Here is a 21,387-nt window from a genome sequence, read left to right on the forward strand (position 1 = left end):
CGCGATCGGTACCATCATTCTCTCGGCGATGGAGAGCGGGAGCACGCATCTCTGCCGGGATGAGCGAGATTGCGGGGTGGGCGATGACCCAGCCGTCACCCGATGCTTGGACGCTGGCCTCCGGGATGGCCATCGCCGTGTTGCTCTTCGCGGGCATTGGCACCTGGCCCGTGTGCCTGCTGATCCTCTCGTTGTACCGGAAGGCGATCGAGCGTGGCATGCGGCGCTCCCGGCAGTTGGCACCGACACCGACCATGGCGCAGCCGACACCGACGGCACCGGTGCGCGAGATATCCCTTGTGGACGGGAGATCGGCGGTTGCGTCCCCGCTGGGTGCGCAAGCGCTCCGCGGGATCCGGCGCGTTCAGTGGGTGTACGCGGTTGCGGCCGCCGGCTACGGGGTGGCCGCGGTGGTGGTCTTCCACCAGGTCGAATCGATGGAGGTGCTGCCCGTTCGCAGCCTGGTCCTCGGTCTGCTCTTCAGCTGGCCGATCGTCCCCACGTTGATCTCGCTGACTCCGATTGGTCGTGCCGAGCGGTGGCTGATCTGGTCAGGTTGGCTGGCCCTGATCGTGGTGCTGCTGGTGATCGGGAGACTCCCTTTGCTGCAGATCCTCGGTGGGATCGGACTGCTGATCGGGTTGCCGGCACTCTTCGTACTGGCCAGTAGCGCCCGATCGATGCGCGGAGCCGCGTGGCTGGTCGCCCCCTCGATGGTCATGATCGGCCTGGCCTTCTGGGAGCTCTATCCAGTCGTCTTCGCCCTCCTCGAGGGAGTGTGGGTCGGCGTTCTGGCCGTGCCGTTCGTCGCCAAGGCGTTGGGCTATCTGGCTCTCGTGCCCGCGTACGCCTGGCTGATGACCCGGATCTATGCGGTGAAGCTGATCGGCGACGAGACGTTGTTGCTCCTGCAATGGTGGTTCGTCGCCACGATCGTGTACGCCTCCCTGCTGACTCCGCTGGGCGCCGCTGCGGTCGCCGTCGGGTTCATCCCGTACGCCGTCCTCCTCGTCATCTTGTTCGTCTCCTTCCTGCTGCAACGCCCAGGGCGGCAGGCCCCGGTCCGGCTGCTGCTGTTGCGTACCTTCGGTGCTCGACGGCGAAGCACCCGGCTGCTCCGCGACCTGACTCGCCAGTGGCGGTGGGTCGGCAGCGTCGAGCTGATCACCGCACCCGATCTGGCCACCGAGGCGCTCACGCCTGACGAACTGGTGGACTTCATCAGCTTCCGGCTGTCGCGCCGTTTCGTCCGCGACGAGAGCATGATCGGGCACCGTCTGGAATCGCTTGATCTGCGACCTGACCGGGACGGCAGATACCGAGTCAACGAACTCATGTGCCATGACGACACCTGGCGTCCCACGGTCGAGTCACTGATCTCGAGCGTGGACGTCATCCTGCTGGATCTCCGAGGCTTCGGCCCCCACCATGCCGGGGTCACCGAGGAACTCGAACGTCTTGTCGCGCTGGTGCCGCTGCACAAGGTCGTCGCCCTGGTGGACGACACCACTGACGTCAACGCCTTCCCGGGGGGCGTTGTGGCGAGCCGCGGCCTTCGCCCCGCCCTCGTCGCCGCTGGCGACGGACCCCTTTCCGGCACTGCGGGTGATCCAGAGTTCGACTTCTCGCACTGGTCTGCGTCAGTTGCTGAATGCGCTGGGGGTGGCGGTGGATCCGCGACTTGCACCAGGCAGTGCCTGATCACGCCGCTGTCAACGTGCTGACCGACCCAGGGCGTCCGTCACCATCTCTATCAGGTCAGTTGGTCTATTGGTCGATCCTTGAGCGCCCCTCGACAATGCCTCGCGGCGATGGGCTTCGGAGCCCGAGGCGGCGTAGATGAAGTAGGGAGTGCCTATGCCTGCCCGCCGTACTTCCGCGAGCAACCTATAGCCCTCGCGGGCGCCCTCCTTGCGGCCCATATCGGAGATGATCACGCCATAGCGGTTGTTCTCCAGGCGAGCCATGGCTTCGTCGGTGGACAAGGCCAGCTCGACCGCCAGACCAAGTGATTCGAACATTCTCCTTTCGTGGATGTTGTTCTCCGGCCGATCGTCGACCCAGAGCAAGGAATCTGGCTGACCAGCCGGCGCTCCTCGGCTGGTGCTGTGTGCTGCATCAGCTGCCCGGATCACCCGGTCGGCCAGGATGTCGGCTGCCATCGGTGCGCCGGTGCCTGCCGGACTCTGCTCTTGAGCACGGCTCAGCGACACGGCGCTCGCGATCAGCGAGGTCAGCTCCATCGCGGTCAGGTTCGTGAGCGGGGTTTGCGGTGCCGGATCAGTCCCAGCTCGAGGTCTGGCGGAGTCATGGATGCGTCTGGCTGTCTCCGCCACGCGGCGAAGCTCGCGCTCCCACACATCACCCTGAACGACCGGCGGCAGATCGTCTGGTTGGAGGGAGGAATCGGCGACGTAGGTGACGATTTTGATGCCGGCGCCCCAGAAAGCCCCCAGCTCGGCTCCGCACCAGGCAGAATTCACCGAGTCATGAGTCGCGATGAAGACACACACCGAGCATTCGCGAATGGTGCTTCTGAGTTGATTGCGCAGGCCCTCGCCGGAGCGAATACTGGTGGGTTCCCAGTACGGGACGTTGACCTGAGTCAGAAAATCGGCAACGTTTCTGAACTCTGCTTTGTTGCTGAAGGAATGACTGATGAAAGCTGTCACGCTGCCTCCCCGGAAGGTCTGGGCGGCAGGAAGCCACTGAAATGCTTACCCACCGCGACATCCTGGGCGGCCAGGGTGCCTAGTTTCTGCCAGTTGTCGATCTGGCGATAGTTGTCCATGGCGGTGACCGCCGGCCAGTCCTGGTCGGCGATGCCGGCCGCTGTCAGGCCGTCCGGACCGAGGTCGCTGTCATAGTGGACATAGCTGAAGTACTGGCCGATGGCGGGGATGCCGACCTGCTGGCTGAGTTCCTGCTGTTGCTCCCAGGCGTCCAGGTCGTGCGCCGGAAAGAGCTGCCCGGTCAGCTTGCCCACCTCGCGGTCGAGCTCAGGTCCGAAGCGGCAGTCACCGATCACCCGACACAGCAGGTCCTGGCTGAACGCGCTGCCGTTCATCAAGACCGAGGGCAGTCTGCCGAGATTCGCCAGGGATTCCAGCGGCTGCCAGGACCGCTCTGGACCGGCCTGAGCGCGTACGCCGGTGCCGACCGAGACCACCAGCAGGTCACGATTGCCGGTCGGCCAGCCGAGCCCGTACGCGGGCACGGTGGCCATCACCGCGGCGATCAGCGCCGGGTTGTTGAACGCAGTCACACCACCGTCCTGGAAGCGGACCCGCTGCTGCCCGACCTGGACGGTCTCCGGCGGGAAATAGGTGGGCGCCGCGGTGCTGCCCCGGACCAGTTTCACCAAGGGCAGGTCGAGGTTGCGGTCCGCGCCGCCTTCGGTGATCAGCCGGTCGGTCCGGTTGTATTTGGCCTGGGTGCAGTTGCTCAGCAGCCAGGCTGAATCGGAGTCGATGCGATGCAGCACCAGCAGCAGCAGCGTACGAAGGCGTGGGTCGCCCAGGGTGAGGTCGGTGCCGAAGAACTCCTCGAGCTGCTCGGTGATGCCGCTGGCCCCGAACCGCGACAGATAGGGCACGGAAGCGAGGCTGCGCCGGAAGGCGAGCTTGCCGAGCTGGTGATAGCGGGTGCGGATCTCGTCCACCGATTTCCCGAGCGCAAGCCCGGTCGCGATGATGGCGCCAGTGCTGGTGCCGGCCAGGTAGTCGAAATAGTCCGCCAGCACCAGGTCGGGTTGGCCGAGCGTGTCGCGGAGCTGGGACTCGATCTCGGCCAGGATCTCCAGGCTGATCACTCCTCGCAGGCCGCCGCCGGTGAGGGTCAGGATCTTCTTCGGACCGGGTCCGCGCTGGCGCGCTGCGTACGCCCGAGGGGTGGGATCGATGATCGTGAAGGTCCCGGACTTCTCCCGAACGGTCTTCAACGCCTGCTGGGCGGCATTGCCGGTGCCGCCTCCCGTGGCCACCACGCCGTCCCAGATCAGCAGGGCGTGTGCCTCGGGCGCCGCCGCCAGCTTGGCGATCATCCAGTCGTTTGCCCGGGCGAAGATCTGGGAGCCGCGAGCGTCGCCTGCGTCACCCGGCAGCACCTCGACCGTCGCGTGGTCGCGGACGTAGGCGAAGCTCTGCTCCCACACGCTGCCGTTCGCCCCGTCGCGGACGGAGCGGTTGAGGAAATCCTCCGGCTCGAGCGCCAGGCACAGCTCGACCCGGGCTCCCAGCCGCAGTGCTTCCTCTGCAGCGATCAGGTCAGCGCCTCGGGCGCCGCCGGTCAGGATGGTCCACGAAGGCCCGACGTCCAGCTGACTGAGCTCCCACGCAATCCGTTTGCGGACCTGCGGCACCCGGTCTTCGGGGAACCGTGGCCGTGGCCGTCCCGGATCGTCGGTGCGGTGACCGCTCACCCAAAGCACTCGTTCCGTCAACTTGGTCGCCTCCAGCCGTCGGTTGCCGCGCCCTCAGTATGAGCCACCCAGGTCCGCGATCTATTGAGCGCGTAGCGACTCCGGCCAGCTGCCGTTCTGGGCGGCGAGGATGCCCTCGACCTGATCGACGAACTGGGCCTGACCTTCGGGGGATCGTGCCACTGTTCCAGCCGTGGTGATCACCTCCTCCAGGCGCAGAGCCGTGTTGCCGAACGTGATGGCCAGCCGGCGGTATTGCCGGCCTGCGAGATGGGCGCCGAGCGCCGCAGCGATCGTCGTGGCCGCCGCCGTCCACGAGGACAACACCGGCATCGGCTGGACGGTGGCTATCCCAGTCAGGAGCATGCCGATGAACGTCACGAGAAGCTGCAGCCTCCGCAGCTGTCGGTTCGTCCGGCCGTACGCCCGCGCCCTCGTTCGATGCCAGTCGGCTTGCTTTTGAGCTCGCACGCTGACGTAGGTGGTGAAGTCGTGGACGCGCGGGAGCTGTCGGTCGGCTGCTGTCGGGTTGCCGTGATCGGCCTGCAGGATGGACTGCTTCTCCTGGACCTCGGCCAGCGCCTGGTTCAGCAGCTCGACCCGATCCGTGCCGGTGTAGGGGGCGACCCGAACGAGGAAACGGAACACGTCCGCCTTCAGCGACTCCGACGTGACCCGGGCCGCGATCCACGTCTCGGTCTGATCCTTCTTGAGTGCGTAAGCCTGAATGAATCCGGCGGTCGCGAGGGCGAGAGCGGCGATCAAGGACAGCACCCGGGACGGACTCCCCGTGAGCCAGGACAGCGCGGACGTGGCCCCGAGGATCGCGCCGGTGACGAGGAGGACGAGGTTGAGCAGCCGAGCTCGCCGGATACGTTGGCCGAGGCTGCTGGCGACGGCCGAGAACTCCTGCTGGGCTTTCCAGAGCGGCAGCAAGTCAGCGTCGGGGTCCTCGGGTGAGGCTGCGCCGGCGACCCCGTCGGGCTCAACGGCTTCGGACGCGGCCGGTGGTTGGGCCGAGGAGAGCGAGGCGATCTTGAACAGCTCTGAGGTGTTGATCGGGGGAACCTCAGCCCTGCCCAGTCCTTGGGTGCCGGTCGAGTCGCCGCCATCGCCTGGATCTTCACCCACGTCTCCTGGAATAGCCACAGCGGTGACCCGCTCGACGCCAGGTATGGCCCAGGCATGGTGCAGCATCCATCGGTTCTGACGCTGCCAAGGTGAATAGCTCGGTCGCTCCACAAGCCACGGCGGCAACTGAGCGGTACGCGACAAGACGTGCACATGTGCAGCTGCGCTGAGGACCTGGTGATAGCGGCCGACCCAGCCGGAGGCGTGGTCGGCCTGCACCGTGGCCAGGTAGTCACGTTTGGGGAGCGGGAGCATGACATCGGTCGGGATCTCGAGCTCATGGCAGACTTCGTGGAAGAGCAGGTCGCCACCGTCGGACACGCCGGCGATGCCGATGAACTGATCACCGTTGGCCGTGCCCGCATCCAGCACCTCCTGCACCCTCTCCTTGATCGCGGCCTTGGCCGCGTCCACCTTGTCGGCGGGGAACCACGGTGTTGGAATCCGGTTGTTGTCGACGATGTCGCCCACGAACACGATGGGATGCGTCTGCTTCTGCTGGGTCTGATTGAGCAGCGCGTTGTTGCGCTGGAAGACGCGTTCCACCTGCTCGGTGTGGACCTTCAGGTCCCGGTAGATATCCAGCTGGCGGCGAATGCTCGCTCGCTCACTGGGCCCGAACACCGGGCTGGCAAGTGTCGCGTACGCGTTCGCGACCCGCTCGGGATCCTCGCCTCTCAACAACAAGAGCTCCGCAAAGCTGACACCGAGCCATGGATCGACGGCGGAGTCTCGGTCCAATCGTTGACGAGTCGCTTCGATGGCGGCACCCACTGACACGCGCAGCATCGTGGAGTCTTGGCGTAGCTCCTTGAGTCGCAGATCGGCCACTTCGTCGCTGGTGGCGTGATATCGCCACTCATCGGGGAATCGGTCGGCGAGGGCGACGGCGATCTCCACCAGGGCCAAGGCGTTGAGGCCGGAGTAGTAGTGGTTGAGATCCTCTTTGAATCCGCGGGAGTACAGGCGTAGCGCAGCATCCAGTTCTCGCGACCGCAGCGCCTCGCGGTCTTGCTGATCTTGGGGCACCTGCCGCCACTGGGCCTCCCAGCGAAGCTTGCTGAGGCTGCCGCGCAGCGCCGACAGCTCGGCCAAGGGACGGTTCTTCACCGAGTGGTTCGACAACGCCCGATCGATGGCCTGGTCGGAGGCGACAGCGAGATCGTCGGCGCCGGATCCATCGCCGAGGCGGCGGTAGATGTTGGCCAAGGCCTCGTTGGCTTCGAGGTCGTCGACGCGAAAGGCACGTAGCCGTTCCCAGACGGGCCGTGCGCCGTGGTTGTCACCGACGCGTTGCAGTGCCGTGGCTACGAGCCGCAGCGCTGGTTCCTCGAACCGAAGGCCGTCGACCTCCTCGGCGATGAGTCGCAGTGCCCCGGCGCGGCCGGAGCTGGTCGCCGATGCCACATCTTCTTGGAAGGTCCGGGGCACGGCGATGAGCGCCGAATGGTTGGTGGCCACGAAACGCCCGAGCAGGGAGAAGACTGGGCTGTCGATCCGCTCACCCATCAAGGTGGCGTTCAACGCTCGAACCAGCTGTTCTTTCGCCTCACCGGGTGCGGCCGGGTCGTAGGACAGATACCGGTCGGTGCGCAGGTCGAACGGAACCTCGTCGACGGAGGCGCGGATCAGCACGGTCGCGCGATCCCGGACCGCATGTCGAATGCCCAACTCGTAGAAGACGTTCGCGTTGTGGATGGAAACATCTGCCACCACGAGATCCGCCGAGATGAGCTGCTCGAACATGTCCTCGCGAATGTTGCCGGCTTCGATGACCTCGCCGGTCGTACCACCGCCCGCACCTATCCGGTCCAGTGCCGGCCCGATCAACTCGCGGTGAACCCGATCGAAGTCGATGCCTTTCTTGGTGCCGAAGGATCGAACAACGAAAGCTCTCATCGATGTCCCCGCCCAACATAGTGTCGCGACTCAACCTGAGAGAACCGTACTGGCGGCACTGGATTGCATCGAGGACGCCTCACAGGACCTGTTTCGGTCGTCTCTGGCCCGCCGGCGCCAAACGTCCGCAGATCACGTCCGACCGCTGGTCGTCTCTGGCCCGCCGGCGCCAAACGTCCGCGCCTCTTACCTCAGATGCCGGGCGAAGAACCCGGCGGCGTCTTCTCCCGCGTGCGCCGGGACGCCGGTATGCCCGCCCATGTTGGCGTGCAGGCTCTTCTCTCGGGAGCCGAAGGCGTCGAACAGGTCCAGGGCCGCCTGCCTGTCGTTCCACTCGTCGTCCCATTGCAGCAGGACGTGCAGCGGAATCGTGATCTGGCGGGCCTCGTCGAAGATGGCGCGGGGCACAAAACTCCCGGCGAACAGTCCCGCGGCCGCAATGCGCGGCTCGACCAGGGCCAGCCGTACGCCGATGGAGATCACCCCTCCCGAGTACCCGACCGGGCCGCCGATCTCCGGCAGCGTGAGGAGGGCATCCAGGGCGACCTGCCATTCTGGGACTGCCTGCTCGACCAGCGGCAGGATGAGCCGGTCGATGATCTCCGGGTTGACTGGTTCTCCGGCACCCAGTGCGCGGCGCAGGTCGGTGCGGGCTTCGTCGACGGCGGCCAGCTTCGGTCGGCCCCCGCTTCCGGGCAGTTCGATGGTCGCTGCAGCGAAGCCGTCCGCGGCGGCGCGCCGGGCTCGGGCTGCCAGACGGGCGTGCATCGTGGTCAGGCCGCCGGGATGGCCGAGCAGGATCAGCGGGACGGGTGTCGAGATGGACTCGGGCGTCCACAAGATGCCCGGAATCTCGCCGAGAGTGAAATCGCGTTCGATGACGCCATCGGCCAGACGCGGCTCGGAAGTGAAATTGAGATGCATGGTCGTGCCTTTCGGGAGTGCGCTTGGGACGGCGCTCCCGGACGACCTATCGCCCGACCGTGACTCCAGAGGGGAGCACCGACGTCGTTTCGTTCATGGGTCTCACCTCCTCGTTCGTGTTGCACGGACCCGAGAAGCCTACGCTGTCCACGCCGACGCCACTACTCACTACTATCGCTGGGCGGGTAGCTCGCTCTCGAGGGCGGCGCTGACCCGGGCGCCGAGACCGGCCAGTGCATCGTCGAGGTTCTCGGCGACCACGAGGTCGTCGAGAACCTCACGACGGACGAATCCTGCGGCCACCAGGCCGTCGAGGGCCTCCAGCAGGGGAGTCCAGAAGCCGGCGACGTTCAAGAAGCAGACGGGGTCGTCGTTGAATCCGATCTGGCGCCAACTCCAGACCTCGAAGATCTCCTCCAACGTGCCCAGACCACCAGGGAGGCAGAGGAACGCATCGGCGTATTGCGCCATCATCGCCTTGCGTTCATGCATGGTCTCGACGACATGCAGCTCGGTGATATCGGCGCGCCCCCACTCGCGGTCGACCATCGACCGGGGGATCACTCCGATCACCTCGCCGCCGGCATCCAGGGCACCCTGGGACACCTGGCGCATCAGTCCCTGGCTGCCGGCTCCGTACACCAGCCCGATACCGCGTTCGGCGAGTCCGCGGCCGATCCCGTACGAGAACTCGGCGAGTTTCGGATCGGTCCCGTCGCTTGATGCACAGAAGACCGCGACACGGCGGAGGGCTGGTTTCACGAGCGGGAAGTGTAGTGACACGGACTGGTTCAAACCGAGCCGCGGCGGCGTTTGGCGGCAGCAGACCACAGCGCGGAGGACTGGGTCACCCCTGGTTGTCGGGGGTCCTGCCAGGGCCTGGTTGCGTACGACTTCTGAGCGCAGACTCGAGATGCCCAGTGACGAGATGCCCCATGAGCAGTAGAGGAGAGGAACCGTGAATCTGCTACCCAAGACCGCCAGCACCAAAGGCCCAGCCGAGTTGTTCAGCGGCGACGTCTGGTTCGACGTGATTGCCGCGGGTGTGCTCCCGTCCCGATTGCGAGTCAACCTGGTCCGCTTCTCCCCGGGTGCGCACACGGCGTGGCATCGGCACGCCAACGGACAGACCCTGCACGTGGTCGACGGCCTCGGTCTGGTGCAGTCCCGGGACGGCGACATCATCGTGATTCGGGCGGGCGACACGGTCTACACCCCGCCGGGCGAGTGGCACTGGCATGGCGCGGCGCCGGAGCACTTCATGGCGCACCTGGCCATGTGGGAGAGCTTGGCGGAGGGCCAGGACGGTCCGGAGACCGAGTGGGCCGAGCACCTCGCCGACGCCGAGTATCCGCAGAGTCTGTCCGACCTGGCTGACGGGAACGCTCGTGGCTGAGGTTGTGGTCGTTGTCGGTGCCGGTTCGATCGGTCTGGCGATTGCGCGCCGGATCGGTGCGGGCAAGCGATTGCTGCTGGCGGATCTGCGTACGGAGAATGCTGATCGAGCAGCCGAGGTATTGCTTGACGCCGGCTTCGAGGTCACCACCACGGCTGTCGACGTCTCGTCACGGGAGTCGGTGGAGGCCCTGGTCGAGGTGGCTACGGGTCTGGGTGACATCACGGGTCTGATCCATGCGGCTGGTGTCTCGCCGAGTCAGGCCTCTCCTGGGACGATCCTGCGGGTCGATCTGTACGGCACAGCGCTGGTGCTGGAGGTGTTCGGCGGTGTCGTCGCGCCGGGTGGTGCCGGGGTGGTGATCGCATCGCAGTCGGGGCATCGGCTGGGTGCGTTGACCGCGGAGCAGGATCGCGCACTGGCGTTGACGCCGACCGAGCAACTGCTGGCCCTGCCCATGCTGCAGCCTGACCTGGTGACCGACTCGCTGCACGCCTATCAGCTCTCCAAGCGAGGCAACTCACTACGCGTGATGGCGGAGGCGCTGCGGTGGGGGAGGCGTGGTGCCCGGGTCAACACGATCAGTCCGGGGATCGTGATCACACCATTGGCCCGTGACGAACTCAGCGGGCCTCGGGCAGAGGGCTATCAGCGGATGATCCAGCTGTGTCCGGTCGGGCGGGCGGCCACGCCAGACGAGGTCGGTACGGTCGGAGCGTTGCTCCTCGGGCCCGATGGGGGTTTCATCACCGGTAGTGACTTCTTGATGGACGGGGGAGTCACGGCCGCCTATCGCTTCGGCGAGCTCGCCCCGAGCTGATGAGGGATGCTCGGCGGGATGGATGACCTTGTGCTCGATGGATGGCCCTTGACGTCCAACTCCTGGGGCAACAGACCACATGGTGCGCGACGGCGCAACGGTTCGGCTGAACGGACGTAAGCAGTCAGCACGCATGCGGGATCGAGAAATCTGCTGTCGGAGTGACGCTCCGGCGATCTACGATCGTCTGGTGGTGACCGGGGGATCGGACGCGATGCAGGACATCCGCTTCGCCCGCTCGGCCGATGGCGTGGGGATCGCGTACGCGGTGCACGGCTCGGGTCCGCCGCTGCTGATCGATGCCTGTTGGTTGAGCCACCTGCAGTTCGATTGGCAGAGTCCGGTGTGGCGGCACTTCCTGGTCGAGCTCGGTCGGATCGCGACCGTGATCAGATACGACGAACGCGGTCACGGCCTGTCGGATCGGGGCGTCACCGATCACAGTCTGGAGGCCCGGGTCGCCGACCTGGCAGCGGTCGCGGACGATGCCGGTTCGAGCGGTTCGCGTTGTTGGCGATGGCTCAGGGCGGGCCGGTCGCGATCGAGTATGCCGCGCGACATCCGGAACGGCTGACCCGGCTGGCGTTCTACGGGAGCTATCCCGGCGCTCAGGCCGCGGCCACGCCGGAGGAACTCGAGCTGTATGCCGCCTTCCAGGCCATGATCAAGGTGGGCTGGGCCCGCCCCACGTCGGAGTTCCGGCGGGTGTTCAGCAGTATGATGATCCCGGGCGGGACCGAGGAGCAGATGCGCTGGCTGGACGATCTGCAGCGGATGTCGGTCGATGCCGAGACCGCGGTGCTGGCCCGGGCGCAGCGTCAGGCGATCGATTCGAGCCATCGGATGGTCGAACTCGACCTGCCGACCTTGGTGCTGCACTGTCGCGGCGATCAGATGATCGAGTTCCAGGAGTGTCGCGCGCTGGCGACCGGCATCCGCGGCGCGCGGTTGGTGGCGCTGGAGAGCGACAACCACATTCTGCTGGCCGACGAGCCGGCCTGGCCCGTGTTCCTGCGCGAGATCACCAGCTTCCTGGCGCCCGATCGGTCGCTGGCTCCGGCGGTCTCGCCGGTTCCCGTTTCGGCCTTGGCGGAGCTCTCGCCGCGTGAGTTGGACATCCTCTCGCTGGCGGCGCGGGGACTCGACAATGACGCGATCGCGGCGGAATTGGTGCTGTCGGTGCGGACGGTCGAGCGGCACCTGCAGAACACGTACGCCAAGCTCGGTCTGCAAGGACGTAGTGCCCGCGCCGCTGCCGTCGGGCGACTCCTCTCCCGCGCCTGATCACGGTTCTCGGCTACGCGTCAGCCGCCATCAGCCTTGTGTGGCGAGGCGCCGAAGTTACGCGCTGACGCCGATGTCCGGCGGGGTGCTGCGTTCGTACGGTGGTGATCGTCAACCAACCGAACGGAGAGAACCGTGAGCATCACCGTCAACACGAGTGACACCTCGATCATCGGCACGCCCGAGGACCAAGCGCTCAAAGCCAAGCACGCGGCCATGTGGGCCAGCGGCAGCTACCACGCTGTCGTACGCGAGGTCGTCGGGTCGCTTGGCGGAGTCCTCGTCGACGCGCTGGACATCCAGCCCGGTCAACGCGTCCTCGATGTCGCCGCCGGCACCGGGACGGCAGCACTGCCCGCCGCTCACCGCGGGGCTATTGTGACCGCGACCGATCTCACCCCGGAGCTGATCGACATCGGCCGGGCCGAGGCGGCGGATGAGGGCCTGTCGATCACCTGGCAGACCGCGGACGCCGAGGGGCTGCCGTATCCGGACGGCGAGTTCGACGTGGTGCTGTCGACCATCGGGGTGATGTTCGCTCCGCACCACCAGCAGGCCGCCGACGAACTGGTCCGGGTGTGCCGGCCGGGTGGCGCCGTCGGTGTCCTGAGCTGGACTCCGGAGGGCTTCATCGGCCAGCTCTTCGCGGTCATGAAGCCGTACGCGCCGCCGCCTCCGCCCGGTGCTTCGCCGGCCCCGTTGTGGGGACGGGCCGATCACGTCCGGGCCCTCTTCGGGGATCGGGTGAGCGATCTGGTCGCGCACCAGCGCGTCCTGCCGGTCGACCGTTTCGCCGACGGCGCCGAGTTCCGCGACTTCATGAAGCGCAACTACGGGCCGACCATCGCGGTCTACCGGTTCAACGCCGACGACCCGGCGTTGGTCTCGGCGCTGGATGCCGAGCTGGCCGCCCTGGGCGAGCGGTTCCTGGAGGACGGGGTCATGCCCTGGGAATACCTTCTGGTGACCGCGCGACGCGTCTGAACCCACACCGTTGGCGGTCCGGCCTCTCGTTCCTCCCCTCCCCCCGGGAGGCCGGATCTGCTCGGGTTTGTCGGTCCTGCTCGGTCTGTAGATGGTGCGAGGCCGACAAGATCGAGCAGATCCGTGCTGCCAGGGCGTCTCTCGGTCAGGGCTCCGATGTGCGGGCTGACGGTCGAAGCCCATCGAAGACGATGTTCAGGATCGGGATGCGGGAGGCATCGTCCCAGTGCTGGCGCGGCACCCCGCCAGTCTGACCCCGGCGCAGGCGGCGGCGTTCTGGGTGCCGTACGGCACTGCGTATGGTCTGGTCGGTGCCGTCCAGGAAGGTGATGTGGTGGCCCTGCCGGCCGCCTCGTCGGCAGTAGGGGCGGCCGCGCTGCAGATCGTGCGGGATGCCGGTGCGGTCTCGATCGCCACCACGCGCTCCGTGAGCAAGGCGGACGAGCTCCGTGCGAAGGGTGCCGATCATGTGATCGTGACCGACAGCGAGGAGTACGTCGCGCGGGTCAGGGAGATCACCGATGGTCGGGGTGCTGACGTCACCTTCGACCCCATCGGCGGGGACTTCTTGACCCAGGCGGCGGCTGCGTCGGCATCCGGCGGGACGATCATCGCGTACGGCATCCTCGCCGGCGAGGCGGGACGGTTCCCGCAGGAATTGGTGATCGGGCGTGCCCTGACGGTCCGCGGCTATACGGTCGGGCAGGTCGTCGCCGACTCGGTCAAACGCAGCGAGGCAATCGCCTACTTCGAGCCTCGGCTGACCGACGGACGATTCGTCCCTTCTGTCGCCGCCACGTTCGGGCTCACGGACTTCGTTGCCGGCTATGCCGAGGTCGAAGCCAACCCCACCATGGGCCGCGTGGTCGTCCAGCCCTGACCATGTCCAGCTGATCGGGGCCTCGGCCCGCTTTGCTCGGGTTTGTCCGCTGTTCGTGCTCTCGCCGTTCACCGAAAAGGAGAAGCGACCCTCGAGAAGGAGCAAACACAGGTCAAACGAGCGAATTTGGCTGCATCTGCTCCTTCTCGATCCGCCGGCAAGGTCGAACCTTGCCTTCCATGAGGGCAAGCCCGGCCGGTGACGACCTCAAATCTTGCGAGGCGCGTCAGTATCTTGTCACCGCGGGATGAGTTGCGGTAGCGTCGCAGAGTCGTCGCGGGAGCACGCAGAATGGCGAGCATCTTTGGGGTCCGCGGAGAGCGGCGCTGTCCTATGGAGCCTCGGGGTGTTCGGAGGTGTTGTGTCATGAGTCAAGAGACGACGAGTACTGGGTTGAAGGATGTGCCTGTATTCGAGTTGGGTCCTCGCGACGAGCAGGAGGCGGTGATTTCGGCTTCTTCCTCCTGGCCTGGTGTCGGATGCTGGAAGGATTTCGCTTTTCCTCACGGGAGTAAGCTGGCGTTCCTCAATGGATACGGCCCGGCGATCGGGGCGGGATTCCAGGTAGAGGGCAACGATCAGATCCGGATATCACTGGGCATGCCTCAAAGTAACGGTAGCTTTCTTGTCGAATTCACCAATGATGGTCCCGACGCAACAGGCATCGCCTGGGTGATGTTCACCTGAGTTCTCCGCTCGTGGCTAGCTGGTTCGGTTCGAGTATGTGAAGCCAGTTCGAGAGATACGGACTGGCGAATCGAATCGGCTCCGACGTCGGGTCGAACACGGTTCGAGCTGTGTGTACCTAAATTCCGGCGCGTGATTGCGAGAAGCATCGCGTGCAAACCAAACATCGGAGAAGCCATGACCGAAAATAGCTACAAGCAGCTTCCCAAGCCCCCAGTCGACCAAGCATACGACTATGGGAACATCAAGTCCTATGCTCAGGACATATCGCTGTACGCAAGCCAGATCCTAGAAGGCTGCCAAGCGCTGTCCTCGCAAGTAGACTCCTCCTACAACGCAAAGCTTCAGAAATTTGAATCCGACTTGTACTCTAACGCGGCAAACTTGTGGTATCTGCTAGTGGAAACTGGCGATATAGTCCGTCTTGTCCAACCGAACGCGGCCTCCTGAGCCCTGATCCAGGTGTTTATGACGTGGCCTGCCCGCCGGGCGAGACGACGTGTCCTGCTGCCGGTCGCCGTACGCGGCGCCCAAGCCGTGGCCACAGGCATGCCCGGCGTCGCGGATCGAGATCGAGTAGTGAGGCGGGTGTGGTCGTGCTCGAGCCCAGCGAGACTGCGACGCACGAGTCTGATCAGAGGGCTCAGGATGCCATTGGTCGACTCATGGTGCGGTAGGAGCCGGCGACCTGATCAGGGTCGGATCTCGAAGACGTTGTTGAACGGCGTCTGAGCCGCGATCCGGAAGCGGGTGAATCCGGCCTGAGCGGTCAGGTCCCGGATCCGGGCGGGTCCGGCCTGGGTGCCGAGCGCCGCGGCGCCGGGCTGAGAGAGGGATGCCGGGGTGCAGAGCAGGGTCGAGAACCCGTAGTAGGCGCGACCGATCGGGTTGAGGTTGTCCTCGATCTGGTCTCCGGCGGCGGGCTCGACAACCATCCAGGTGCCGTCGGGCGCGATCACCTCGCGTACGTGTTGGGCCGCACCGAGCGGATCGCCCATGTCATGCAGGCAGTCGAACATCGTCACCAGCTGATAGCCGCTGCCGCTGAACTCGGCGGCGGAGGCGACCTCGAAGCTCACATTGCCGCCCGCACCGGCCGCCTCGGCCCGTTCCCGGGCCACCTCGATCGAGGCGGCGTGGTAGTCGGAGCCGACGAATCGTGAGCGGCCGTATTCCTGGGCCATCAGGATCGTCGACGAACCGTGGCCGCAGCCGACGTCGGCGACCGTCGTACCGATCTCGAGCTTGTCGACCACGTCGTCGAGGGCCGGTAGCCAGGCGCTGACCAGATTGGCGGCATAACCCGGTCGGAAGAACCGCTCGCAGCCGACATGCACGTCGACATGGTGCTGGTGCCAGCCGACGCCCTGCGCATCGCGAGCCGCGGCGATGACCTTGTCAGCGTCTCGGGCAGTGCCGAGTGCGATCTGGAAGAAGCCGGGCAAGAAGGCAGGGCTCGACTCGTCGGTCAAGGCCACGGCCAACTCCGGTGGCAGGTTGAAGCGCTGAGTCTCCGGGTCGTAGCCGAGATACTGCCCGGCGGACTGGGCGCTGAGCCACTCCCGCGCGTACGGGAGCGGGGTCTCGGTGCGCGCAGCCAACTCGGCCGCCGTCGTCGGCCCGTGCTCGGCGAGGTCGCGGTAGTAGCCCAGCTGATCGCCCATCGTGACCAGGGCGCAGTTGAGGGTGGCGCCCACTTCGTCGACGGCGCGGAGGACGAAAGCCATCAGCTTGTCGGTGTCGATCTCTGCCTGGCCCGCATTGCCGGTCCCGACGTCGTCGGTCCCCGGGTCGTTGGTCGCCGCGTCGTTGATCCCTGTGTCGCTGATCGTGTCGGTCATGATGCTGCCCTTTCCTTCGGTGGATGCACCGGAGCGAATCACCTGGCAGTATCAGTATCAATACCGTTTCCTTGAGGATCGACAGTGTTGCTAATAGGTCAGGTCAGGGCGATCCGGGTGCTCTGCCAGGTGGCCGACTCCGGGTCGTTCGCCGCGGCGGCCCGCGCGCTCGGGATGACGCAGTCGGCGGCCAGCCAGCACATCGGTGCGTTGGAAGGCGTGGTCGGGCTGCCGCTGGTGCAGCGCGGGACCCGTCCGCTCGAGCTGACCGAGGCGGGCGCCGCGCTGGTGCGCTACGGCACGGTGATGCTCACCCAGCTCGACGGCGCGGAACAGACGCTGGGGGAGATCGGTGGCCGGCTCGCGGGGCGGCTGCGGCTCGGGAGCTTCCCGACGGCGCTGGTGTCGTTCGTCGGCGAGGCGTTGGTCAAGCTGCGCGAGCAGCGTCCGGGACTGCAGCTCACCGTGGTCGACGAGCACATGCAGGGACTCGTGCCGAGGCTGGAGAGCGGCGAGCTCGATCTGGCGGTGGTGTTCGACCACCACCCGGGGCTGCCAGGGAAGGTGCTCGGAGGGCTGTCGCACGTCACCCTCTTCGATGACCACTACCGCGCTCTACTGCCAGCCGGTCATCGACATGCCTCGGGCGCAGCGAGCCTGCCGCTGCGGGCGCTCGCCGGGGAGTCGTGGATCGGCGGGCGGACGGGCAGCACCTGGTTCCGAATCGTGCAGCAGGCCTGCCGTACGGCCGGTTTCGAGCCGAGGACGATCCTGGCCACCGACGACTACCGCGCCGTGCAAGCCTTCGTCGCCGCCGGCCTCGGGGTGGCGGTGGTGCCGGGTCTGGCCGCGGCGCACCCGTTGCCGGGCATCGTCGTCCGCGAGCTCCCGACGGCTCCGGCCCGCCGGATCAGTGTCGCCCGGTTGCCGGGTGAGCCCGTGCTGCCGCAGGTCCGGGCGATGACGGACATCCTGATCGACGTCACGGCGCGGCTGCGTCGGCCACCGGATCGCCGCACTGACCAAGGCGAAGGAGTCCACCGGCGAGCGGGGTCCCAGACGAGTGAGGCTAGACGAGTGGCGCCACCTGCGTCATGAAGCGCTCGAGCTGGCGTTCCGGCTCGACGATCGGCCACAGACAGAGCAGATCGACGCCGGCCTCGGCGTAGGCGCGTACCAGACCAGCGCACTGCTCGGGCGCGCCCACCAGCACTCGGCCTGCCAGGTCCTCCCCGGACCGGCCGAGCATGCCGGCGAGCAGCTCGAGGGTCGACTCGCGCTCGGTCCGGCTGCCGGTGATGTGGAGCCACATCGTCGCGACCGTGCAGGGGAGTCTCCGGTCCTCCCTGCGGAGCCGGGTGAGCTCGTCGCTCAAGACCTGCAGTCCGCTGACCACCTGCTCGGGCGAGGTGTTGTACGCGGAGGCGAGCCAGCCGTCACCGAGCCTGGCCACGCGGCGCAGGCCCGCTGGTGAACCCCAGCTCGCCACCCAGAGCGGACGCTCCGGGCGCTCCCGTCGGAGCGCGACGACCGCGTCGTCGAACCGGGACCATCGCTGATCGAAGGGCACCCCGACTGCGGCGAAGTCCGCCGGCGACGAACCCGGAGCGAGCCCGAGCCGCAGCCGTCCGCCGGAGAGTGCGTCCAGGGCAGCCGCCGAACTGGCGACAGTCGCGGTGCCGCGGACCACCGGGAGCACTGCGGTGGTGGCCAACTCCAGGTCGCCGCTGGCCTCGACGATGCTGGCCAGCGCCACGATCCCGTCCAGCCACGGGCGCTGGAACACCAGGTGATCATTTGCCGCCAGTGCCGAGAGGCCGAGTCCCGCGGCGGTTCGGACGTACCCGGTCAGCGTCGGCAGCGGCCAGCCTCGACCGTCGAAGTCGATGAGCGGCAGGTGCGCGCCATACCGCATCCTGGGCTCAGCTCGCGTCGCCGGGCGCGGTGACCAGCGTGGTCACGGGGTCCCTGGTCGTCCGATCCCTGGTCATGGAGTCACTGTGCTGCCGATCCAGCACCCTGACAAGTCGAGACGGCCGGTTTGGTTTCCCTCTCAGCGGGGCATCACAAGAACAGGCGAACCGAACATGTGCCGAAGGGCGCGACGCAGGACGTTCGACAGAACGGTCTCGGTCGCCTCAGATCACGATCCTCGTGAGGAGGAGCCACAAATGAGCACTTCAGGCCCTGTACATGGCAACACCGAGGCGCGACGGGAGCGGGAGCACTCGGCCGATCCGGCTGCTCCAGTCGCTCCGGCACCTGACACCGACCGCACCTACGTGGTCGGTGACCGGGACGAACGATCGACCCTGCAGCGTCAGCGGGATCGATTCGGCGGGCTGAAGATCGGAGCCAGCTTCTTCGGCTGGCTGGCCGCAGCCGGGGCAGGCGTGCTGATGATCGCGCTGCTTGCCTCCGTCGGCGCAGGCATCGGACTGAGCACCAATCTGAACCCCGACCAGGTCACTGGCAGCGCAGGCACGCTGGGGATCGTCAGTGCAGTCGTGTTGTTGGCCGTCACCTTCGTCGCCTACTTCTGCGGCGGCTACGTCGCGGGTCGCATGGCTCGTTTCAACGGAGCCCGGCAAGGCGTCGGCGTGTGGCTGTGGGCGATCGTCGCCGCTGTCGTCGTCGCGGCCTTGACCTTGATCACCGGCAGCCAGCACGATGCCACGCGTTACCTCAATGGCGGGCCGCAGATCCCGCTCACGGCTGAGGAACTGACCGCGGCAGGGATTCTCACCGCGCTATTGGTCTTGGCCGTCGCCTTGGTTGGAGCCGTCCTCGGTGGGCTGAGCGGCATGCGGTTCCACCGCCGCATCGACCGCCTGGCCTGACGACTACTCGGTCACACCGACTTCGGCGAGGATTTCCAGCACCTTGGCGCGCGGCAGCGGGAAACCGTCCAGCCGGTTGACCGGCACACTGCCGATCATGTTCAGCAGGTTCTCGTCGTCGCCGGCGAGTGCTGCCTTGCACGCTGCCGCCATGGTCGGTCCCACCACCGGATGAGCGAAGACCTCGTCGTAGCTGGAGTTCAGGCTCAGCGGGAAGTCAGGCTCGTCGCCGGCGATCTCGACGGTGGTGCTCGTCCGCAGGTCACGGCTGGAGGCGCCGACCTCGACGGTGTAGGTGCCGCTCTCGACGATCCAGCCGTCGACGCGGAGATCCCAATAGGCCAAGTCGTCGCGGCGCGCCACCAAGGTGACGGTCGCGGTCTCGCCCGGCTCGATCGCCACGCTCTGGAAGGCCTTCAGCTCGCGCGGCGGGCGGGAGATCGAGGAGCCCGGCAGCGAGAAGTACGCCTGCACGACCTCGCGTCCGGCGACCGTACCGGTGTTGGTCACCGGTACCGACACCTCGATGTCGCCGTCGGCATTGACCGAGGCGGACGCGTCGCCGAACTCGAACGTCGTGTACGACAGACCGTGGCCGAAGGGGTAGCGGACGTCCAGACCCTTGGCGTCATACCAGCGGTAGCCCACCAGCAGGCCTTCGCCATAACGCACGTGCAGGAACTCACCGGGGAAGTTGCCGTACGAGGGGTTGTCCTCCAACCGCAGCGGAATGGTCTCGGCCAGCTTCCCGGACGGGTTCACCACCCCGTAGAGGACATCGGCGGTGCCGCCGCCACCGGCCTGGCCGAGCAGCCAGGTTTCGAGGATCGCCGGCACCTCGTCGGCGAAGGGGAGTGCCACCACGCCGCCGTTGGACAGCACCACGACGACGTTCGGGTTGGCGGCGCGCACGGCATCCAGCAGCTCCAGCTGAGCTGCCGGCAGATCGATGTGCTCGCGATCGAAGCCCTCCGACTCCTCCGCTGCCGGGACACCCAGGAACAGCACGACCTTCTCGGCAGCGCCGGCCACCTCGACGGCCTCCGTACGCAGTGCCGCGGCGTCCCCGGAGCCGTCGATCGTGAAGCCCGGGGCGTACGCGACCTCGCCGTCGGCCAGTGCGCGGATCTCGGCCAGGCCGGTGTCGAGCCGGGTCGGGTTGATCTGGGACGAGCCGGCACCCTGGAAGCGCGGCGTCTCGGCGAAGGCGCCGATCACGGCGACCTTGGTCGAGGGGCTGAGCGGCAAGACGCCGCCGTCATTCTTCAGCAGCACGATCGAGCGGCCGGCGACCTCGCGAGCCAGCGCGTGATGCGCATCGACGTCCAACGGCCCGTCGACCGCCGGGCGGGCCAGTGATTTCCGGATCAGGTCGAGCACCCGGTCGGCGGCGATGTCGAGGTACTTCTCGTCGAGTCGACCGTCGCGGACTGCGGTGACCAGCTGAGCATCGGTACGTCCGTTGCTCGCGGGCATCTCCAGATCGAGGCCGGCAGGCAGGCCGACGACGCGATCGTTGACGGCACCCCAGTCGGAGACGACCAGACCTTCGAAGCCCCAATCACCGCGCAGCAGATCGGTCAGCAGCCACGGATCCTCGGAGGTGTAGACACCATTGAGCCGGTTGTAGGAGCACATCACCGTCCACGGCTGGGTCTCGGTGACCACCCGGTGGAAGCCGCGCAGATAGATCTCATGCAGCGGCCGCGGATCGATGTCGGACGATGCCCGCATCCGCTCGGTCTCCTGATTGTTCGCGGCGAAGTGCTTCAGGGAGGAGCCGACCCCCTTCGACTGGATGCCGCGTACCAGCCCGACGCCCATCACACCGGAGACGATCGGATCCTCCGACATGTATTCGAAGTTCCGGCCGCACAGCGGGGACCGCTTGATGTTGATGCCGGGTCCGAGGATCACCGCGACGTCCTCGATCGCGGACTCGACGCCGAGTGCCTCACCGACCCGGGCCGCCAGCTCGGGGTCGAAAGTCGCGGACAGCCCTACGGCCGGCGGGAAGCAGGTGGCGGGCACACTGCCGGCGAGTCCGAGGTGATCGGATCCGCCGGTCTGCTTGCGCAGGCCGTGCGGGCCGTCGGTCACCATGATCGGCGGAATGCCGAACCGGTCGATGCCCTTCAGCGTCCAGAAGTCGCGTCCGCTGGTCAGCGACGCCTTCTCCTCGAGCGTGAGCTCAGATGCGTTCGGCAGTTCGGGTGCTTCGGACATGCAGGTCTCCCACTCGCTGGATCGATGGCCCCATTGCCGCGTCCGAGCTGGCGGA

At 66.8% G+C, this 21,387-nt stretch carries 18 protein-coding genes; 10 read left to right on the forward strand and 8 right to left on the reverse strand.

The genetic code is table 11. The features are described from left to right. Positions 1-59 precede the first annotated feature (59 nt). Positions 60-1,724, forward strand: coding sequence for a hypothetical protein (locus MLP_RS04290; RefSeq protein ID WP_041789716.1), 1,665 nt, complete (start codon positions 60-62; stop codon positions 1,722-1,724). On the opposite strand, the gene MLP_RS26040 is transcribed toward MLP_RS04290, so the two are convergent. The 5 genes from MLP_RS26040 to MLP_RS04315 all read right to left on the reverse strand — a co-directional run bounded on the left by MLP_RS26040 (position 1,713) and on the right by MLP_RS04315 (position 9,136). Beyond that, positions 1,713-2,672, reverse strand: coding sequence for a TIR domain-containing protein (locus MLP_RS26040; RefSeq protein WP_013861784.1), 960 nt, complete (start codon positions 2,670-2,672; stop codon positions 1,713-1,715). The two genes, MLP_RS04290 and MLP_RS26040, sit on opposite strands and share 12 nt — an antisense overlap. After that, positions 2,669-4,420, reverse strand: a complete 1,752-nt coding sequence (locus MLP_RS04300; RefSeq protein ID WP_013861785.1) for a patatin-like phospholipase family protein — start codon at positions 4,418-4,420, stop codon at positions 2,669-2,671. The genes MLP_RS26040 and MLP_RS04300 overlap by 4 nt, the downstream gene beginning before the upstream one ends. Before the next feature lie 81 nt (positions 4,421-4,501). Next, a complete protein-coding gene (locus MLP_RS26045) occupies positions 4,502-7,450 on the reverse strand; it encodes a DUF4231 domain-containing protein (RefSeq protein WP_013861786.1) in 2,949 nt (982 codons plus the stop codon). A gap of 186 nt (positions 7,451-7,636) precedes the next feature. Further along, positions 7,637-8,374: a dienelactone hydrolase family protein gene (locus tag MLP_RS04310; RefSeq protein ID WP_013861787.1), complete on the reverse strand. Its 738-nt coding sequence runs from the start codon at positions 8,372-8,374 to the stop codon at positions 7,637-7,639. Between the two features lie 171 nt (positions 8,375-8,545). Continuing rightward, the gene (locus MLP_RS04315) at positions 8,546-9,136 is read right to left on the reverse strand and encodes an LOG family protein (RefSeq protein WP_156821022.1); all 591 of its coding nucleotides are present in this window, start codon (positions 9,134-9,136) and stop codon (positions 8,546-8,548) included. A gap of 196 nt (positions 9,137-9,332) precedes the next feature. Between MLP_RS04315 and MLP_RS04320 the strand changes: the two genes are divergently transcribed. The 7 genes from MLP_RS04320 to MLP_RS04345 all read left to right on the forward strand — a co-directional run bounded on the left by MLP_RS04320 (position 9,333) and on the right by MLP_RS04345 (position 14,425). Then, positions 9,333-9,770: a (R)-mandelonitrile lyase gene (locus MLP_RS04320; RefSeq protein WP_013861789.1), complete on the forward strand. Its 438-nt coding sequence runs from the start codon at positions 9,333-9,335 to the stop codon at positions 9,768-9,770. Then, complete coding sequence (locus MLP_RS04325; RefSeq protein ID WP_013861790.1) at positions 9,763-10,590, forward strand: SDR family oxidoreductase; 828 nt, start codon at positions 9,763-9,765, stop codon at positions 10,588-10,590. Before MLP_RS04320 ends, MLP_RS04325 begins: the two co-directional genes overlap by 8 nt. Before the next feature lie 190 nt (positions 10,591-10,780). Continuing rightward, positions 10,781-11,164, forward strand: a complete 384-nt coding sequence (locus MLP_RS28495; RefSeq protein ID WP_013861791.1) for an alpha/beta fold hydrolase — start codon at positions 10,781-10,783, stop codon at positions 11,162-11,164. Next, positions 11,107-11,874, forward strand: a complete 768-nt coding sequence (locus tag MLP_RS04330; protein ID WP_197536500.1) for a helix-turn-helix transcriptional regulator — start codon at positions 11,107-11,109, stop codon at positions 11,872-11,874. Before MLP_RS28495 ends, MLP_RS04330 begins: the two co-directional genes overlap by 58 nt. A 135-nt stretch (positions 11,875-12,009) precedes the next feature. Continuing rightward, entirely contained in the window at positions 12,010-12,858 is an 849-nt protein-coding gene (locus MLP_RS04335; RefSeq protein WP_013861793.1) for a class I SAM-dependent methyltransferase, read from the forward strand. Positions 12,859-13,084: 226 nt separating this feature from the next. Beyond that, positions 13,085-13,738 (forward strand): zinc-binding dehydrogenase, encoded by a 654-nt coding sequence (locus tag MLP_RS04340; protein ID WP_013861794.1) that lies wholly within the window; start codon positions 13,085-13,087, stop codon positions 13,736-13,738. Between the two features lie 366 nt (positions 13,739-14,104). After that, complete coding sequence (locus MLP_RS04345; protein WP_041789718.1) at positions 14,105-14,425, forward strand: hypothetical protein; 321 nt, start codon at positions 14,105-14,107, stop codon at positions 14,423-14,425. A gap of 692 nt (positions 14,426-15,117) precedes the next feature. On the opposite strand, the gene MLP_RS04355 is transcribed toward MLP_RS04345, so the two are convergent. Next, a complete protein-coding gene (locus MLP_RS04355) occupies positions 15,118-16,266 on the reverse strand; it encodes a class I SAM-dependent methyltransferase (protein WP_013861795.1) in 1,149 nt (382 codons plus the stop codon). An 84-nt stretch (positions 16,267-16,350) separates the two neighbouring features. Here MLP_RS04355 and MLP_RS04360 point away from each other — a divergent pair, with 84 nt between their 5' ends. Next, positions 16,351-17,364: a LysR family transcriptional regulator gene (locus MLP_RS04360; protein ID WP_013861796.1), complete on the forward strand. Its 1,014-nt coding sequence runs from the start codon at positions 16,351-16,353 to the stop codon at positions 17,362-17,364. On the opposite strand, the gene MLP_RS04365 is transcribed toward MLP_RS04360, so the two are convergent. Next, positions 17,336-18,181 carry an LLM class flavin-dependent oxidoreductase gene (locus MLP_RS04365; RefSeq protein WP_013861797.1) on the reverse strand — a complete coding sequence of 282 codons (846 nt, stop codon included), beginning with the start codon at positions 18,179-18,181 and terminating at the stop codon, positions 17,336-17,338. The two genes, MLP_RS04360 and MLP_RS04365, sit on opposite strands and share 29 nt — an antisense overlap. Positions 18,182-18,437: 256 nt before the next feature. Here MLP_RS04365 and MLP_RS04370 point away from each other — a divergent pair, with 256 nt between their 5' ends. Further along, entirely contained in the window at positions 18,438-19,106 is a 669-nt protein-coding gene (locus tag MLP_RS04370; RefSeq protein WP_013861798.1) for a hypothetical protein, read from the forward strand. Between the two features lie 3 nt (positions 19,107-19,109). Here MLP_RS04370 and MLP_RS04375 read toward each other — a convergent pair whose 3' ends face one another. Next, positions 19,110-21,332, reverse strand: a complete 2,223-nt coding sequence (locus MLP_RS04375) for a glycoside hydrolase family 3 C-terminal domain-containing protein (RefSeq protein ID WP_013861799.1) — start codon at positions 21,330-21,332, stop codon at positions 19,110-19,112. Positions 21,333-21,387 lie beyond the last annotated feature (55 nt).

The sequence above is a fragment of the Microlunatus phosphovorus NM-1 genome (assembly GCF_000270245.1).
Classification (GTDB): domain Bacteria; phylum Actinomycetota; class Actinomycetes; order Propionibacteriales; family Propionibacteriaceae; genus Microlunatus; species Microlunatus phosphovorus.

Coding starts and splice junctions, on each gene's coding strand:
- MLP_RS04330 (WP_197536500.1), top strand. CDS start 11,107: ATGGCTCAGGGCGGGCCGGTCGCGATCGAGTATGCCGCGCGACATCCG.
- MLP_RS04355 (WP_013861795.1), bottom strand. CDS start 16,266: ATGACCGACACGATCAGCGACACAGGGATCAACGACGCGGCGACCAAC.
- MLP_RS04290 (WP_041789716.1), top strand. CDS start 60: ATGAGCGAGATTGCGGGGTGGGCGATGACCCAGCCGTCACCCGATGCT.
- MLP_RS04370 (WP_013861798.1), top strand. CDS start 18,438: ATGAGCACTTCAGGCCCTGTACATGGCAACACCGAGGCGCGACGGGAG.
- MLP_RS04310 (WP_013861787.1), bottom strand. CDS start 8,374: ATGCATCTCAATTTCACTTCCGAGCCGCGTCTGGCCGATGGCGTCATC.
- MLP_RS04375 (WP_013861799.1), bottom strand. CDS start 21,332: ATGTCCGAAGCACCCGAACTGCCGAACGCATCTGAGCTCACGCTCGAG.
- MLP_RS04345 (WP_041789718.1), top strand. CDS start 14,105: ATGAGTCAAGAGACGACGAGTACTGGGTTGAAGGATGTGCCTGTATTC.
- MLP_RS04365 (WP_013861797.1), bottom strand. CDS start 18,181: ATGCGGTATGGCGCGCACCTGCCGCTCATCGACTTCGACGGTCGAGGC.
- MLP_RS26045 (WP_013861786.1), bottom strand. CDS start 7,450: ATGAGAGCTTTCGTTGTTCGATCCTTCGGCACCAAGAAAGGCATCGAC.